The 16962-nt window shown below is 46.1% G+C and carries 11 protein-coding genes; 10 read left to right on the top strand and 1 reads right to left on the bottom strand.

Annotation, left to right across the window (positions count from 1 at the left end; translation table 11 throughout):
* Nucleotides 1-175: 175 nt before the first annotated feature.
* The 4 genes from K8S19_11560 to K8S19_11545 are packed head-to-tail and all read left to right on the top strand — an operon-like array spanning nt 176 to nt 7026.
* Nucleotides 176-2005, top strand: a complete 1830-nt coding sequence (locus K8S19_11560; GenBank protein MCD4814315.1) for a response regulator — start codon at nt 176-178, stop codon at nt 2003-2005.
* Entirely contained in the window at nt 2005-4065 is a 2061-nt protein-coding gene (locus K8S19_11555; GenBank protein MCD4814314.1) for a transporter substrate-binding domain-containing protein, read from the top strand. Before K8S19_11560 ends, K8S19_11555 begins: the two co-directional genes overlap by 1 nt.
* A gap of 11 nt (nt 4066-4076) precedes the next feature.
* On the top strand, nt 4077-6236 hold the full coding sequence (locus K8S19_11550) for a GAF domain-containing sensor histidine kinase (protein MCD4814313.1): 2160 nt from the start codon (nt 4077-4079) through the stop codon (nt 6234-6236).
* Between the two features lie 7 nt (nt 6237-6243).
* A complete protein-coding gene (locus tag K8S19_11545) occupies nt 6244-7026 on the top strand; it encodes a DUF72 domain-containing protein (GenBank protein MCD4814312.1) in 783 nt (260 codons plus the stop codon).
* Nucleotides 7027-7090: 64 nt separating this feature from the next.
* Here K8S19_11545 and K8S19_11540 read toward each other — a convergent pair whose 3' ends face one another.
* On the bottom strand, nt 7091-8380 hold the full coding sequence (locus tag K8S19_11540) for a methyl-accepting chemotaxis protein (protein MCD4814311.1): 1290 nt from the start codon (nt 8378-8380) through the stop codon (nt 7091-7093).
* 207 nt (nt 8381-8587) lie between these two features.
* Here K8S19_11540 and tgt point away from each other — a divergent pair, with 207 nt between their 5' ends.
* From tgt to mutS, 6 genes are all read left to right on the top strand, one after another.
* On the top strand, nt 8588-9715 hold the full coding sequence (gene tgt, locus K8S19_11535; protein MCD4814310.1) for a tRNA guanosine(34) transglycosylase Tgt: 1128 nt from the start codon (nt 8588-8590) through the stop codon (nt 9713-9715).
* Nucleotides 9716-9814: 99 nt separating this feature from the next.
* On the top strand, nt 9815-10180 hold the full coding sequence (yajC, locus tag K8S19_11530) for a preprotein translocase subunit YajC (protein ID MCD4814309.1): 366 nt from the start codon (nt 9815-9817) through the stop codon (nt 10178-10180).
* Between the two features lie 51 nt (nt 10181-10231).
* Nucleotides 10232-11896 (top strand): hypothetical protein, encoded by a 1665-nt coding sequence (locus K8S19_11525; protein ID MCD4814308.1) that lies wholly within the window; start codon nt 10232-10234, stop codon nt 11894-11896.
* Nucleotides 11896-13239 carry a tRNA (N6-isopentenyl adenosine(37)-C2)-methylthiotransferase MiaB gene (gene miaB / locus K8S19_11520; protein MCD4814307.1) on the top strand — a complete coding sequence of 448 codons (1344 nt, stop codon included), beginning with the start codon at nt 11896-11898 and terminating at the stop codon, nt 13237-13239. Before K8S19_11525 ends, miaB begins: the two co-directional genes overlap by 1 nt.
* Before the next feature lie 13 nt (nt 13240-13252).
* Nucleotides 13253-14302: a tetratricopeptide repeat protein gene (locus K8S19_11515; GenBank protein ID MCD4814306.1), complete on the top strand. Its 1050-nt coding sequence runs from the start codon at nt 13253-13255 to the stop codon at nt 14300-14302.
* Complete coding sequence (mutS, locus tag K8S19_11510; GenBank protein ID MCD4814305.1) at nt 14277-16961, top strand: DNA mismatch repair protein MutS; 2685 nt, start codon at nt 14277-14279, stop codon at nt 16959-16961. The genes K8S19_11515 and mutS overlap by 26 nt, the downstream gene beginning before the upstream one ends.
* Nucleotide 16962: the final 1 nt, after the last annotated feature.

The following is a 16962-nucleotide window of genomic DNA, read 5'->3' as shown; positions in this document are numbered from 1 at the left end:
AAGGTCCAGATGCTATAATACGGCGGCTGAGTAAAAAGCTGTATTTACAGGCTGTTTATTCAGTGGCGCGGGGTGTTTTGGCACCTCCGATGCAAGGAGATGGGAGCGTCAACGTCCGACAGACGGTGGTGTTTCATTCTGTAGGACTGAATCCATACGAGACGAGGTGGCATCCTTGACAACACCAAAATTAAGAACCGGTGTGGCCGGGTTGGACGAAATAATGCTTGGCGGGATTTTAGCAGGTGAGAGTATTCTTGTAGAGGGATTGCCGGGGACCGGTAAGACCACATTGGGACTGCATTTTATTTTACAAGGCATTGCGGATGGGGAACCGGGCTTGATTATTACGTTTGAAGAGTTTCCCGCTCAGTATTACCGCGATGCGCTCAATTTCGGCTGGGATTTAAAACAGCTGGAGAAGGACCAAAAATTAAAAATTATTATGACCTCGCCCAAAGTCCTGGAACAGGAATTGGAAAAACCGGGAGGATTGTTTGATCAGATTACGCATGCCATGGGAATCAAGCGGGTATTGGTCGATTCGGTTAATTTTTTATATAGAATTAAAAAAGAAAATGTTCATGGCCGCGATCTTATCAACCGGTTTATTAATGGTTTTAAACGTCAGATGATTACCAGTATTCTGATAAAAGATATTGAAGGTGAGGATCTTTTGCACTGGGGGATGTACTCGGTGGATTGTTACATTCGTCTTCGTTTTGATCTGGTACGTGATTATCAGCGGCGCCGGTTGATTGAGGTTTTTAAAGCCCGGGGGCAGAAACATCTGCATGGACGGCATCCTTTTGAAATTACGGAAGAAGGGGTGGAGGTTTATCCGACCTCATTGCCGGTCCAGGCCGCCGCCGCCACCGCAGTTGATGTCAGTGATGGTGTCCGTATTGCCGCCGGGGTGACGGGTTTGGATGATATGCTCGGCGGCGGTTTTTTTAAAGGCCAAAGTGTGCTGGTGACAGGAACCTCGGGTACCGGCAAAACCAATGTGGCATTGAGCTTTTTATCCCAGGGGCTGAAAAACGGCGAAACCTGCCTCTATTTATCCATGGAAGACATGGGGAGTAATCTTATCCGGCATGCACGTTCTTTGGGCATGGATTTCAACGAGTATGTGAGTAACGAGCGTCTGACACTGCTTAATATTTCCAGTGCAGGCTTGAGTGAAGGTGAATTTTTACACTTGCTGCGCAAACAACTCGCTGAGATTCGTCCTGATCGACTGGTGATAGACCCGATTAATTTTTTAAATAAGGTCGCAGCCTCTTCGGAAATGGCGCATATTACCTTTCAAACCATGGTGCGTATTTTACGCGATGCCAATGTCACCACTGTTTGCACTTCGGAAATATCTGAAGTGGTCGGGGATTTTAAGCTTACGGATTATAATTATTTGGTGGATACGGTATTGCTGCTCCGCCTGGCGGAAATTGATACCAGCATCCGTAAGGCCATTATGATTATCAAACAAAGAGGGTCCGGCCATGATCGTAATCTGCGGGAATTATTGATCGACTCCGAGGGCGTGCGTATCGGTGATCCGTTCTTGAGCTATGAGGGTATTTTGACCGGCAGGACACGCCGGCGCGATGAAGCCGAACCATCCAAATTATTAATTGTGGATGATGATCAACAGATGATTGAATTGATCAAGGCGAGTTTTCGTGATGAACGCTTTACATTGATTTCGTGCTCGGATGGAGAGAAAGGGCTGCAAACGGTTATGACCGAGGCACCCGATCTTGTGATTCTTGATTTAATGCTGCCGAAAATAAATGGTTTTGAAATATGCCAGCGCATCAAGGAGGATAAAACGACCACAGATATTCCGGTCATTATTCTATCCGCCAAAGGCGAGACTGAATCTAAAGTCAAAGGCATTAAAATCGGCGCAGACGATTACATTACCAAACCCTTTTCACCTCAGGAACTGGTTGCCCGCGTGAAAATGATTCTCAGGAGGGTCTACGGGAAGAGGAAGGCTTGATGAAACAAGTCATGACTGTTTGGCTTGTGTTGGGGATGGTTTTGGGTGTGGTTTTTTATTGCCATGCAAAAGCCTCGCCGGAACAGGAATCTGTTTTGGAGCGTCTGACGGTTGGCGGCCCCATGGGTATGCCTCCCTATGCCTATCTTGACCGCAACGGCATTTATACCGGTTTTTCGGTAAATGTTTTGCGTGCGGTCGGCGAGGAGATGGGTATAGAGAATGTGCTGTTTTATCCTTCCAATCAGGACCAGACCTTAAAACAATTAATCTGCGGAGATATCGATTGTGTTCATTTTGTCCGTTATACGGAGGACTTGGCGCGTGATTTTTATTTTGCCGCTTTTTATCTGGAAAGTCCTTCGGTTATTTTTGTTCAAAATGATACCTATGATATTGCCAACCGGGAAGATCTGGTCGGCAAACGCATTGCAATTCTTGCCGGGGAACCGGCGTATGAGGGTATGCGTCAGATCAAAAGTCACTACCTGGTTGTTGTCAAAAACCCCGGCGAAGCTTTTGAACTGATTATCCAGGGAAAGGTGGATGCCTATATTGGAGAACGGCTCACCTCGTTGCACTATTTGGGTACCCATGGACTTGAAAAAAGGTTGAAAATAGTGGGGACTGAGGTTAGCCGATCCCGTTTTGGCGTATTGGTTCGCAAAGAAAAAAACGAGGTCACCTCGGCACTCATGGAGGCTTTTCGTGTGCTGGAGAAGACCGGGAAACGGGACCGGATTTTTTATCAATGGTTTGGTGAAGGCTTTAACCCGCAGCCGTTTGTAAGTCAGCAAACCATGCGCTGGGTGATGATTTTTGTAGGCACCTCGCTTTTGGTTGCCATGATTGTTTTGGGATGGAATTTACTTTTGCAGCGCGAACTGGAGCTTAAAGCGGTTGCGGTTGAAAAAGCCGAATTGAACCGGAAAATTGCGGAAGAAAAAAGCCGTTTTGAAGCAATTGTTCAGTCCATGACCGAAGGGCTGATGCTGGTTGATCCCAAGGGCGCCATTGCCTATGTTAATGCACCGGGCGCACAGTATCTCGGCCGCCGGGTGGAAGATCTTCTGATGCACCCTTTGACGGTTTTGAATGAGCACTTGCTTTCAAAAGTCCGGGACCCGGAAAATATGTCACGCAAATTGGAAACTGCTGAAACGAGTCCCACCCGGCCGGCTGTCATTGAATATACGATTACCACAACCAAGCGGCAGGATATTCGCTTGAAATTTTTTCCGGTGAGAGACCGGCATGGTGAATTTGCCGGGAGGGGGATTTTGATTGAGGATGTTACCCATGAACGTGAAGTGGAGAGGCTTAAATCGGAATTTGTTTCGATTGCCAGTCATGAATTGCGAACACCCATGACAAGTATTCTTGGTTTTTCTGAAATTATGTTGACCAAAAATCTTCCCTTCGATATGGTGAAACGGTATACCAATCAAATTCACAGTGAAGCGGAAAGACTTACGCGTATTTTAAACGATATGTTGGATATTAGTTATTTGGAAAGCGGCGAGGGTGTGCTGGAAAAACAACCCGTTGATATTGTTGAATTGGTCAATGAAGTTATTGACAATTTTCGTGCGCAGATTAAGGACCGGCGCGAAATTCGCGTGAGCATTGCCGGGGAACCGGGCGTGATACAGGTTGATCGTGACAAAATTTCTCAAGTACTTTGGAATTTATTTTCCAATGCAGATAAGTATTCCTTTGAGGGACGGAAAGTCATTATCGATATTATTGACCGGAAGTATCCGGATGAAACCTGGTGTTTAAGCCGGGAAGAACAGGACGGATTGATCCCGGGTGTGGAACTGCGGATTACGGATTTTGGAGAAGGGATTCAGGCGGAACAGCTTTCAATGATTTTTATACCCTTTTACAGAATTGAAACAGCAGTACATACGATTCGGGGAACGGGGTTGGGATTGGCGATTGTGAAGCGTATTGTTGAAGCACATCAGGGACATGTGTGGGCGGTAAGTGAACCAGGTGTCAAGACGACGTTTTCGGTGGTATTGCCGAAAAAAAAGGGGTTAATGTCCACAGGTTAAGGAGGGGCGACGTGTTTCAAAAACTTGTCGTTTTTTTGGAACAAAATCTGGATCAGATGGTGGAGCTGTCACTGGTTCAAGCGCGGGAGCGCTTTGGACGGTATCGCAGTGCCAGTGAAATCGAAATGCAGAATATTCGCGAGACGATGCGGGCGATTTTTACGATCGCGTTTCAAGTATTGCTGAATAAGAAAATTGCAGAGCGTGAGTTGGATGATATGCTTGTCGCGTTGGCTGAGCGCCGGGCGCGGCAAGGCTACCCGTTGACTGACGTGATGGGCATGTTTCAGGTGGCGCAGGAGGTCAGTATGCGTTACTTGAAAAAAGGAATTGAAAAACATCCTGGAACCACATTGTCTGAATTGCTCGATTTTTTTTCTGAAATCCAAACATTTTTTCATCGATTGGAAGTAGGGTTGGTTGAACCGTATTTGCGCTTTCAGGAAAATATTATTAATGTGCAGCAGTCTTTTATGAAGCATAAATTTTCCAGTCTTTTCAAACTGGTCGAAGCAATATCCAACAATCTTAATATCCAGGAATTCTGTGAAATATTGCTTGATTATGTGTGCCGCTTTTATGATGTTAAAATTTCCGGTGTTTATTTGTTTGATGAAAAAGAAAAAGAACTCTATCCGCAACATGCCACCGGGCTTTCCCGGCGTTATAAAAACGAGGTTCGGCTCAAAGCGGATGCGGATCCTTATAAAAAATGCCTGGAAAAAAGCAGCGTGGTGAGCGCGGTGGAGCGGCCGTTTCATATTGATGCGCTTACCGTTTCATTGCCGGGCGGGGATCTGCGAAAACCAAACGGGGGAGGAGATGAAAAGCAAAATAATCCGGAAGAAGATTATCCCGAATGCCATTCGCTGTATGCTCCCATGGTGGGGCGTCAAAAAACATATGGTTTGGTGTCGCTCCATTCTTTAAAACCCCGGCAGTACAATCAAAATGAAATCCAGCAGTTTGAAACGCTGGCACGCATTCTGGCAGTGGCGCTGGAAAATGCCAGGTTCTATCAAAATTTAATTGAAGAAAAGGGTAAGCTGGATGCGATCGTTAATTCGGTGACGGAGGGTCTTGTTCTGATTGATTTTCACGAAGAAATTGTTTTTATCAATGATCAGGCTGCCCGTTATTTTCAGCAGCCAAGTTATAAACTTGTGGGCGCGTCTGCTTCAATTATTCCGGAACAGCTTTTACGTCAAACGACTGAACCCTACGTCGTGCAGGCAGCCTATTTGCATGCATTGACGACTATTATGGAACAGCCGGTTTTGGAATGCACTTTGCAAAAACCGGAGCTGGCGGATATACGGTTGGTGATGTTTCCGGTAAGAGATCGTGAGCGCCATTTTATCGGGCGTGGAATCGTTATTAAGGATATAAGTCAGGAAAAAGAGATCCACCGCATGAAATCAGAGTTTGTGGCGATTGCCAGCCATACCATGCGGACGCCGATGACCAGTATTCTGGGATTTACCAGTTTGCTGCTTGAGAAAAAACCCTCAGAGGAAATTCGGCAAAAATACGTGCACAGTATCCACCGGGAATCGCAGCGTTTGACAAATATTTTGGATGATATGCTGGATTTGATGAATATTGAAGCCGGTAAAGTTTCCTTGAAACTTATGCCGTTTTATATTCAGGATTTGGTTGCGGCTGCCATTGCGGAAATAAAAGAGCATATTCAACAAGAAATTTCTGTTCAGATGGTTGGGAAATCCTTGCCGCGTCTGATTGGGGACCAACGAAAAATTCAACAGGTATTGATTAAATTGTTTTCAAATGCATTGAAATATTCTTCAGGGAAGATTAAATTATCAGTAAAAAAAGTAAGTGCGGTGAAAATGAAACCCGGTTGGGTGCATTCGAAAGTGCAATTTAAATCTCCGGGTTTGTTTCCAGCGGTTTTATTTGGTGTGGAAGACGATGGCGAAGGGATTGCGGCAGATCAGATTGACGCGATGTTTGAACCTTTTTATAGGATTAACAATGCGCAAACGCGCGGGCAGGAAGGAACCGGGTTGGGGTTGACCATTGCCAAATATATTGTTGAGAGTCATGGCGGGAAAATCTGGGCTGAATCCAAAAACAGCAAGGGAAGCGTGATCAGTTTTCTTCTGCCTTTGGAGTTGACCTCGATTGATAAAGGCATGATGGTGATGTAGGTTAGAGATGATTTATATCGGCACATCCGGTTTTTCATATGCAGATTGGAAAGGTCGCTTTTATCCCGAAAAAATATCGCAGCAGGATATGTTGGCTTATTATGCCCGACATTTTTCCGCCTGCGAGATCAATGCTTCTTATTACCGGATACCCTCGGCTGCGATGATGGTGAGTATGCTCCGCAAATCATCAGGTCAGGTACGCTTTGTGGTGAAAGCACATCAATCAATGACCCATCAGCGTACGGCAGCCACCCTGGAGTATCGGGCTTTCCAGGAAGCGTTGAAACCCTTACAAGCTGCCGGCTGCCTGGGCGCAGTGCTCATTCAATTTCCTTATTCATTTCCAAACAATCTCGAGAATCGCGGGTATCTCGCAGATCTCAAAGAACGCTTGCGTACCGCCGTACCTTTGGTGGTGGAATTCCGGCATAAAAGCTGGGCAAGTCAAATTGTACGGACATTTTTAAAGGAAATGATGTTAGGGACCGTCAACGTGGATGAGCCGGATATTAAAAATTTACTCTCGCCGAATGATCAAGTAACCAATACGGTGGGGTATATCCGGTTTCATGGCAGGAATAAAGAAACCTGGTATAAAAAAGATGCAGAACCGTGGGAACGCTATAATTATTTATACACGGAAACGGAATTGGCTGACTGGGTTCCGCGTATCAGCCGGATTGATTATCTGGCCAAAGAGACTTTTGTTTTTTTTAATAATCACTGGCAATCTCAGGCAGTGGTCAATGCAAAGCAGCTGGGAGGATTGCTGGATAAAAAAACTTAGATGAAAGCGTTTGTTGGCAGGAGAACAGTCGGTGGGAAAAAATACTGCCGTGGAGGTTGTTGGTTTAATCAGTGCTCATGTTTTTGGTTGTCTCTTGCAGTGAAAAAGAAGCAGCGGAAATTTCCTGGATGCTTGAGGTCACCGAGGTCATCGAATTATTCAGTTCTTCCATGCTGGCGGCAATTTCTTCGAGTGCCGAGGCATTGTCTTCGGCAAAAGAAATTACTTCCTTCATATTGATTTGGACGGAATCAGTTCTTTTTAATTGTGATTTTGAAATTGAGGACATGGCGGCAACGCGTTGTTCCAGATTACTGACCGAATCAACAATGATGGTGAGTGATTTTTCGGATTCTGTCATGGATTCACGTCCGGTGGTAACATGATTGGCACCGCCGGTCATGGATTCAACCGCAGCTTTGTTTTCGGATTGGATGCGCTGGACCAATGAAGCGATTTGCTTGGTGGCATCCGCTGATTCTTCAGCAAGTTTTTTGATTTCGTCTGCGACGACGGCAAATCCCCGGCCTGCATCCCCGGCGCGGGCAGCCTCAATGGCTGCGTTGAGTGCCAATAAATTGGTTTGTTCGGCAATTGAGGTGATGACCTCAAGGACTTGGTCGATTTCCTGGATTGTCACGCTTAGCTCTGTAACATGTTTGGCGTTTTGATCGAAAATAGTAAGCAACAGATTTATTTTTTCGATGGCGGACTGAATAATCTGCCCGCTGCCGGAAGCGGTTTCATGGGTAAGGCGGGCAACATCGCCGGCTTCATTCAGTGTGGTAAGAAAATCTTTGAATGAAATGGATTGTTCCTGGATGGTTTGTGCTGAGTTGACCGTATGTTCACGTTGCTGTTCTGCGTTGGTAGCAACGGAGGAAACATTGCTGGTGACTTCTTGTGTGGCGGCACTGATTTCTTCAGCCAGGGAAGAGAGATGTTCTGAAATTCGCTGTAGCGTCTCTGTCAGGGATTTGGTCTGTGTAATGATGGTTAAAATGGCATCCATAAAATGATTGAAAGCATTGGCCAGTTTGCCGCTTTCGTTGTCACCATAATAGTCTATTTTTTTTGTCAGATTAACCGAGCCGGTGGAGAAGCCATCCATAATTTCAATAAGGTTACTGCTTAGAAAATTAACGGTATTGACAATGTGCTGTGATCGCCAGGAAACCAAGAAAAGCACAGTACCGATGATCACCAGACTGATTGCTGAAAAAAAAAGCGGGACATGAAAGAAATTTCCGACGAAGACAAAATAAATAATCAGGCTCCCAAAAGGGAGCCAAAAAAAGGTCAAAAAACGTTTTGTAAAGTAAATTTTAAGGGTTGTTTGAAGAGAATTTTCCACAAGGCCTCCTTGAGATGGGTCAAACAAAATAAAGTTCTAAAATATTAGCATCCTACTATGAAAAATTCAATTCAATATGTTTAGAATCATATTTAAATAGCAGTCTATTTAGTTTTAATTTGATTTCAAAGAGCTGAATCAATAAAGTGACAAGTCAAACTGGTTATGTTAAAAAAGAGGGCGGAAATTTTAATTTTGTGAGGAACGATGAGTCTTTTTTATACAATAACCCATTCAGATAAGAATGCACGGACAGGTATCCTGGAATTGAGAAATGGGCGGGTGATTCAAACACCCGTTTTTATGCCGGTGGGAACGCAGGCCACGGTTAAGGCACTCAGCTCTCAGGATTTGAAGGATTTGCAGGTGGAGATGATTTTGGCCAATGCCTATCATCTCTACTTGCGTCCGGGTGCTGAGCTGGTGGCGTCGGCCGGCGGGTTGCATGATTTTATGAATTGGTCCGGCGGGATCATCACGGATTCGGGTGGTTTTCAGGTCTTTTCATTGTCCGATTTGAGAAAAATCAGCGCTGCTGGTGTTGAATTCACTTCACATTTGGATGGTTCCCGCCATTTTTTTACGCCGGAATCGAATATGCGGCTGCAACATCAATTAGGCGCAGATATCATGATGGCGCTGGATGTTTGCGTGGCGTATCCATCATCGCGTGAGGAGATTGAACGGTCTGTGGCATTGACCTCTGCGTGGGCAAGAGACTGTCAAGAAATTCATGCGTCACTGGGTGGAGACCAAAACCTTTTTGGGATTATTCAAGGAGGTGTTTTTGCGGAAGCCAGAAAAAAATCAGCCCAAGATCTTATGCAAATGGATTTTCCCGGTTATGGCATTGGTGGATTATCTGTCGGTGAAGGACCGCAATTGATGAATGAGATACTCGATGTTCTAAATCCGGTTTTACCCTATGAAAAACCAAGATACTTAATGGGAGTAGGCACTCCCGAAGATTTGTGGAACGCGATTGAGCGGGGGGTTGATATGTTTGATTGTGCCATGCCGACACGTATTGCCAGAAACGGAACCTTGTATACGTCGCAAGGACGGTTGGTGGTTAAAAACGCCAAATATGCGAAAGATTTTTCAGCGCCTGACCCAACGTGTCACTGTCCCTTATGTGCCAATCACAGCCGGGCCTATTTGAGGCATTTATTCAATACACGTGAAATTTCAGCATTGAGACTTTCCACTTTACACAACCTCTCATTCATGCTAAATTTGACCGGTTTGATAAGAAATGCAATAAAATCGGGGTGTTTTCAGGAAGCGCGACAGGCATTTATGGCAAAATACCGCACCGGCGACAGCCCTGAATGATCATTACATCTTCCCAGTTTACGAAGACCGATACATATACCATGGCAGCAGAACCAGACTGAAAATAATTTTAACGGTTTATTCCAAGGAGGAGGAAAAATGAATGATTTTTTTCAAGTGATGGCGGCATTACCCAGTCAGGCAACAGGTGGAGCAGGAAAGGCGGCAGATCCCATGTCCGGCCTTATGTCTTTTTTACCGATTGTCATTATTTTTGTGTTGTTTTATGTCCTTTTCATTCTTCCACAGCGAAAACAGCAAAAACAGCATAATGCTTTATTGAAAACCCTTAAAAAAGGCGACGAGGTTATGACTTCGGGCGGCATGTTCGGCAGCATTTCAGGGATTAATGAAAAGGAGAACACCGTGTACCTGAAGATGGGCGAGGGTGTCAAAATAGAAATCCAGCGTTCCTCAATTTCCGGTTTGCGCAAAAGCAATCCAACCGGACAAGCAGCAAAATAACCCTTTTGAAAAACGGTTGCCCGTTATTCTCGCGTGATCAAGGGATGAAAAATGACTGGACAGAAATACATGTTTTTCCTAATGGCATTGTGTTTGCCAATGACCGGGTTTTCTGAAACACCGACTGAGCAGCTTCGGGATTTTTATCACAACCATGCTTGGGAAAGTACTTCAGAAAAACTGATCGACGCTTTTGAGGCTTTTTTGGTTTATTCATCAAAAGCGATTGAGAACTCGTCGCGAGGTGATCGGCGCGCTAAGTTGGATGGTTATTCCCGTTTTTTTGCACTACAAGGAGAAGCACAACCCCGGTTATGGCGTTTGATTGAGAAAAAATTCAGGCGTGCACGCTGGAGAGAGAAGCGAATTCTGCTTGAAATTTGTAAACGCGGAAAAGATGGACAATTAACCGCTAATTTACGGCAATGGGCTCTGGCTGAAGAAGATGATGATAAGGCCATTTTGATTCAACAAGCTGCTCAGCCCTCCTTGCCACCGTATTCCATTCTTGAAAAAACCGCCAGAACAAAAAATGAGCTTGAAGAGCAATGGGCGGTTTTTTTCGCGACCGGGAACACCCGGGTTGTCACAGCGAGTGTGGCCTTGCTGGGGAATACAGTGCTGGGGTATTGCGAACGAAAAGGCATTGATGGTACGCCGATTCGGGAACTTTATCCGCGGGAACGACGATTGCGTGAAAAGGCATGGGCTTATTTGGCGGAGCGGGTCAATCAGGATGCACCACTTAGAGCGGCATTGCTGAAAGAACCGTGGTTTTTTGCGCCGGGTGACGGACAACGGCTGGTTGAACGCATCGTGATGCAGGCACTGGATTTGAGACAGACGGTGACTGTTCGTGAACTGTTGCCCCTGATTATATCCCAGCCCTCCAATAGTTCCAGACGAATTTATTATCATGGTGCCTTGGCGCAATTAGAAAAAAACGGGCGCTTGGTTAAGCAAAGTTTGAATAAGCTGGAACGGCTGGATGGAATTTGGGCGGAACGTTTCAGAGGGTATTGCGCCTTTGTGCGGCAAAAACAGTTGGAAGAAGCATCTTTGCGTACAGCGGTTCCGGCAGGCGGGAAGAAAGTTCCTTTAATGTGCAGTCAGACCTTGGCGGAAGCGAAGCAGCTATCCTTGTACGCGGTGTGGGATTTTCAATTTGTTGCCGATCAGCTGGAAAAACAGGCCGGCGTGTACGTCCGGCGAATTGTCGCCATGGATGAACAGCAAAGACGACTTTGTATGTTTTTGAAAAATGATCCTGAGGTCGGTTGGTTTTTGGATGAAGGGAAAACATTGCGCTGGAGTGCGGTGACGCAAAAATGGGCTCCGGTTAAAAACAGACTGATTCGTGCTCATATTGAAGGTATGGTCGGTATTGAGGTAATTCGGGATTTTTTGGTGCAACAAATTCCGTCTGAAATTTATCAGGTACAAGGACCCGACGGGGAACACTATGCCGGCTTGGTTTACCGTAGGCCGGCGGAGACATTGTTGATGGATGCCGCATTGGAAATGGCTTTTCCGGGGCAGCGGCATGTAATTCGTGAAGTGCGCTTTTTTACCGATCTGCAAACCAACCGCGTGTTGCGCATGCAATTGCAATTAGACCTGTTTCAGCAAAACAAGAAAATTGCCCGCGGTACAGTGGAAAAGGTTTTTTATGGTTATGCAGATACGGAGTTGGATTGGATTCAGGTTCGTGATTGATGGCCAAGAAATTTTTTTTACATACATTTGGTTGCCAGATGAATGTCTATGACAGCAGTCGTTTGGCTGATGTGCTGAGAGACCGAGGGTGGCATAAAACATTGGTGGTTGGTCAGGCTGATCTGCTTATCGCCAATACCTGTACGGTGCGCCAACTGGCGGAAGAAAAAGCTTTTTCCCTGATAGGACGCTGGGCCAAGCTCAAAAAAGAAAATCCGGATATTATTATTGGCATGATTGGCTGTCTTGCACAGCATCTGGGTGATCTGGCGTTTCGTCGTGCGCCGGTGATTGATTTTTTGGCCGGTCCGCGGGCATTGGCAGCTGTGCCGGATTTGGCGGAACAAGCAAGATTTAAAAAACATCAGTCCGAGTATCGGGTTTATGATTTTGAGAAGAGCTGCAGCCGGACGGTGCATAAAACCAGGATAAGCGACTCCGTGGCTGTCATGGATGGTTGTGATCAGTACTGCACCTATTGTGCAGTACCTCAAGCGCGGGGACGGGAAAAATCGCGTTCGATTGATAAAATCGTGGAAGAAGTGAAACGTAAAATTGACGGGGGTGCCCGGGAGATTACCTTGTTGGGGCAAAACGTCACCCGATTTGGCATGGAGGACGATTCCGGCAAAACATTGACGGATTTGTTGTATAAGCTTGGTTCGGTGCCGGGCCTGTTGCGACTTCGTTTTTTAACCGGTCATCCCAAGGCCTTTACCGATTCGTTGATTCAAGCCATGTTTGAAATTCCGGTCGTTTGTGAAGCGCTCCATCTGCCGATACAATCCGGTTCTGACGGAATTCTAAAAAAAATGAACCGTGGTTATACCACCCTGGACTATCAAACAGTGATTGAAAAAACACGACAAAAGATACCGGATTTAATATTGACGACTGATTTAATCGTCGGTTTTCCCGGTGAAACCGAGAAGGATTTTCAGGCAACCTTGGCAATTGTGGATGCCTGTCAATTCGATATGGCATTTTGTTTTAAATATTCACCGCGTAAAGGAACTGCTGCCGAGAAAATGCCGGACCAGATTTCCAAAGCAGAAAAGGAAAGGCGGCTGGATATTCTTATGCAACAGTTTAAGAGAATTGCCATGCGTAAAAAATCAGCGTGGATTGGTAAAATACTCCCGGTTTTGATTGAAGGCCGGGATCCGAAAACCGAGAAAAAACTTCAGGGGCGCACACGCGGTAATATGATTGTCAATCTCGATGGACCGGCAGCCTGGATCGGGCGGGAGGTTGCTGTGGAAATTGTTGCTGCGGGAAGTTGGTCATTACTCGGTGATGCTGTGAAAAATCAAAAAATGACGCCAAGTCAGGTTAATGCATGAACTGGGATGGACTATGATGATATGTCTTCGGAAAAACCGGACAACCTGGAATTTTTTTTATAGTGTGCTGGTGTCGCTGGCACTGCTGTGCACACCGGTCACTGTTTTTTCCAGTCAGGAAATAAGCGAGGATCAGGCATTTCAAGCAGCGGTCGCATTGTTTAACCAGATGCACTGGGAACAAGCGCAAAAGGCGCTTAAACATTTTCAAAAGCAATTTCCCAAATCACGTTGGAAATTCGCAGTGCAGCTTAGACTGGCTGATCTTGAAAAAGATCCTGCACAAGCCGTTGCGGCATACCGCTCAGTGCTGGCCGGCAGCGCGGCGGGAGAGTGGCAGGCAGATGCCCGATGGGGTCTGGCACTATCGCTGTTTATTTTGGGTGATTATACACAGGCGGCAGGGCTGCTGGAAAAAATGAATGCGGCAGACGGGATGCGTCATGCACAGGCGAATTATTTGGCGGGTCTTGCCTATCTTGTTTTAAAAAATTACACCGTCGCCGGCCAACGTTTTCAAATGGTCCTTGATCACTACAAAGGGACGCAATGGGCACAGCTGGCATTGCTGGGACTCGGAGAGAGTGAACTCAGCGCGGGAAATTCCGCTACTGCCGTGAATGCGTTTGACCGCTATTTGCGCGAGGTGCCTGAAGGCGATGCCACGGACCGTGTCTTGATGCAAAAAGCCAAAGCCATGGCGGCACAGGGGAGGCGGGAAGAATCATCGCGCCTACTGCATGAGTTGGTAACCCGGTATTCTGAGAGCTTTGAAGCGGAAAAAGCCAGAGGGAAATTAACTTCAAATCAGCATAAATATACAATTCAGGTCGGTGCATTTTCCAAAGAAGAATATGCTGAAAAACTGGTGAAACGTCTTCGCGGAAAAGGATTCAATGCTTATGTTTTGAAAGCAAAGCATGGCGCTGAAATATTCAATCAGGTAAGGATCGGTAGTTACACCACCCGTGAGTTTTCTGAAAAAATGGCGGCAAAACTGGAGAAAAGCGAGCAGCTGCCGACGATTATCCTGCTGTATGTTAAACCGGAACGCATGGAATAAAAATGTAAAGGATATCATCAACGTGGTTAAGGCAAACGAAGGCAAGACATCCCCCATGATGGTGCAATACCAGACGATCAAAGCGGAAAATCCTGATGCACTCCTGCTTTTTAGGTTGGGCGATTTTTATGAGCTTTTTGGCGAGGATGCCAAAGAGGCATCCCATCTGCTGGAGATTACATTGACAGCCCGGGCTTCGGGTGAAGGACGTGCCAACAAAATCCCGATGTGCGGTGTGCCGCATCATGCAGCCGAGACTTACATTAACCGTCTTTTGAAGATGGGACGCAAGGTAGCGGTTGTCGAACAGGTTGAAGATCCCAAGAAAGCCAAGGGTATGGTCAAAAGAGAGCTGGTAAGAATTATTACACCCGGAACTCAACTTTCTCCGGAATGCCTCAATGCCAAGCAGAACAACTATCTTGTCGTCTTGTACGCGGAAAACCACCAATTTGGATTGGCGGCGGCGGATCTTTCGACCGGTGAATTTATTGTCACAGAGTTTAAAGGTGAAAAGGCGCGTGATGATTTAATGACGGAAATTTCACGTCTACAGCCGTCTGAAATAGTGGTGCCGGATGACCTGGGCGTTCAGCTTAAACAAATGATTTCTGCAGATGGGAATGCCTATCTTACGGAATTGGAAAGCTTTCGTTTTGATCCGGTTTCCGGAAAAATAAATTTGCAGGAGTATTTTCAGGTAGCATCCTTGGACGGATTCGGCTGCGGTGATCTTACCTTGGCAATTGGAAGCGCTGCTGCTGCACTCTATTATTTAACGCAGACACAGCGCGGGACCTTAAAGCATATGCGTAACCTATCGGCCTATTCCGTTGATGTCCATATGGGGATGGACAATGCAACCATTCGGAATCTGGAATTGGTGCGCAATACGCTGGACGCTACGCAAAAACATACGCTGCTTGAAGTGCTTGATTATACCCGAACCGCCATGGGGGGGCGTAAGCTGCGCCGGTGGCTGTTACGGCCTTTGCTGGCATTGGAAGAAATACAAACACGCCAGTCCGCCGTAGCGGAATTATCAGAGACGATTAAAACCCGGGATGATCTGGCAACGGTTTTGGGTCGAATGCATGATATGGAGCGGCTTTCAGGGAGAATTGGCGCTCAAACGGCAAACCCGCGGGACGTCATTGCGCTTGGAAATACATTGAGTCAATTACCGGAAATCAAAGCAGTGTTACGCTTATGTAAATCATCACTGCTTTCTGAGGTTGTGACGCAAATGCCGGAATGCAGTGAGATTTGTGCCTTGATACGTCAATCCGTGGCGGAAAATCCTCCGCCCACGATCAAAGACGGGGGTTTTATTCGCGACGGTTACCATGCGGAAGTTGATGTGTTGCGCAGTCTTTCGCGGGAAGGCAAGCACACCATTGCAACCCTCCAGGCCCAGGAACGGGAAAAAACCGGAATAAACACTTTGAAAGTTGAATATAATAATGTTTTTGGGTATTACATTGAGGTTTCCAAAGCGAACGCCCAGCGGGTACCGGAGCATTATCAACGCAAACAAACACTGGTCAATGCGGAACGTTATATTACACCGGAATTGAAGGAGTATGAACAGAAGGTTTTGGGTGCCCAAGAAAAGCTTGTTGAACTGGAGAAGGTGCTTTTTATCGAGATACGGGAATCCATTGCAAAGCAAATCGATACAATTCTTTCTGCTGCCCGGACCGTCGCTGGTTTGGATGCCTTGCTTTCTTTGGCTGAGTGCGCGGTGCAAAATAATTATATTCGACCGCAGGTCGGCAATGATGATTCTTTGAAAATTATTGCCGGACGCCATCCTGTGGTTGAAAAATTAACCGGCGAAAAATTTATCCCCAACGATGTACTGCTGGATAACACAACCCAGCAGGTGATCATCATTACCGGGCCGAATATGGCAGGGAAATCAACTTATTTACGTCAGATTGGATTAATTGTTATTATGGCGCAGATCGGGAGTTTTGTTCCGGCCCAATCTGCGCAAATCGGGATTATTGACAGAGTATTTACCCGAGTGGGGGCGGCGGACAATCTCGCCGGTGGTCAAAGTACATTTATGGTGGAAATGAATGAAACCGCCAACATTTTAAACAATGCCACGAAGAAATCGCTGGTGATATTGGATGAAGTGGGCCGGGGGACCAGTACGTTTGACGGAGTCTCCATTGCCTGGGCCGTCGCAGAGCATTTGCATGATCGTGTTGGTGCCAAAACGCTTTTTGCAACCCATTATTATGAGCTGACTGAATTGGCCTTATCCAATTCCAGAATAAAGAATTTTAATATTGCAGTACGCGAATGGAAGGAAGAAATTATTTTTTTAAGAAAAATTGTCGAGGGAAGCGCAGACCGTTCCTACGGCATTCAAGTTGCGCGTTTGGCCGGCTTACCGGCGGAGGTGATTGGGCGTTCCAAAGAGGTTTTATTGAATCTGGAAAAAGCCAATTATACAGAAACCGGAAAATCACGGCTGGCATTTCATAATCAAGCTGGAACTGAAAAGGAGTCACCACAGGGAAGTTTGTTTGAGAAAAATAACTATCAGGCAATTATTGATGCACTGCGGTCTATCTCACCGGACCGGATGACACCCCTCGAATCCCTGAATTATCTTTCGCAGCTTCACGCCAAGCTCAAACCGTGAA

This window comes from bacterium (assembly GCA_021108215.1).
In the GTDB taxonomy this organism is placed as follows: domain Bacteria; phylum Oederibacteriota; class JAAXVQ01; order JAAXVQ01; family JAUVAV01; genus JAIORK01.
Note: the sequence above shows the minus strand (reverse complement) of the source record. Positions and strands in the feature narration are given on the sequence as shown.

Bases quoted from the DNA above. Each gene is read 5' to 3' on its own strand.
- tgt (MCD4814310.1), top strand. From the start codon at position 8,588: ATGAGTCTTTTTTATACAATAACCCATTCAGATAAGAATGCACGGACA.
- mutS (MCD4814305.1), top strand. From the start codon at position 14,277: ATGTTAAACCGGAACGCATGGAATAAAAATGTAAAGGATATCATCAAC.
- K8S19_11515 (MCD4814306.1), top strand. From the start codon at position 13,253: ATGATGATATGTCTTCGGAAAAACCGGACAACCTGGAATTTTTTTTAT.
- miaB (MCD4814307.1), top strand. From the start codon at position 11,896: ATGGCCAAGAAATTTTTTTTACATACATTTGGTTGCCAGATGAATGTC.
- K8S19_11525 (MCD4814308.1), top strand. From the start codon at position 10,232: ATGACTGGACAGAAATACATGTTTTTCCTAATGGCATTGTGTTTGCCA.
- K8S19_11545 (MCD4814312.1), top strand. From the start codon at position 6,244: ATGATTTATATCGGCACATCCGGTTTTTCATATGCAGATTGGAAAGGT.
- K8S19_11555 (MCD4814314.1), top strand. From the start codon at position 2,005: ATGAAACAAGTCATGACTGTTTGGCTTGTGTTGGGGATGGTTTTGGGT.
- yajC (MCD4814309.1), top strand. From the start codon at position 9,815: ATGAATGATTTTTTTCAAGTGATGGCGGCATTACCCAGTCAGGCAACA.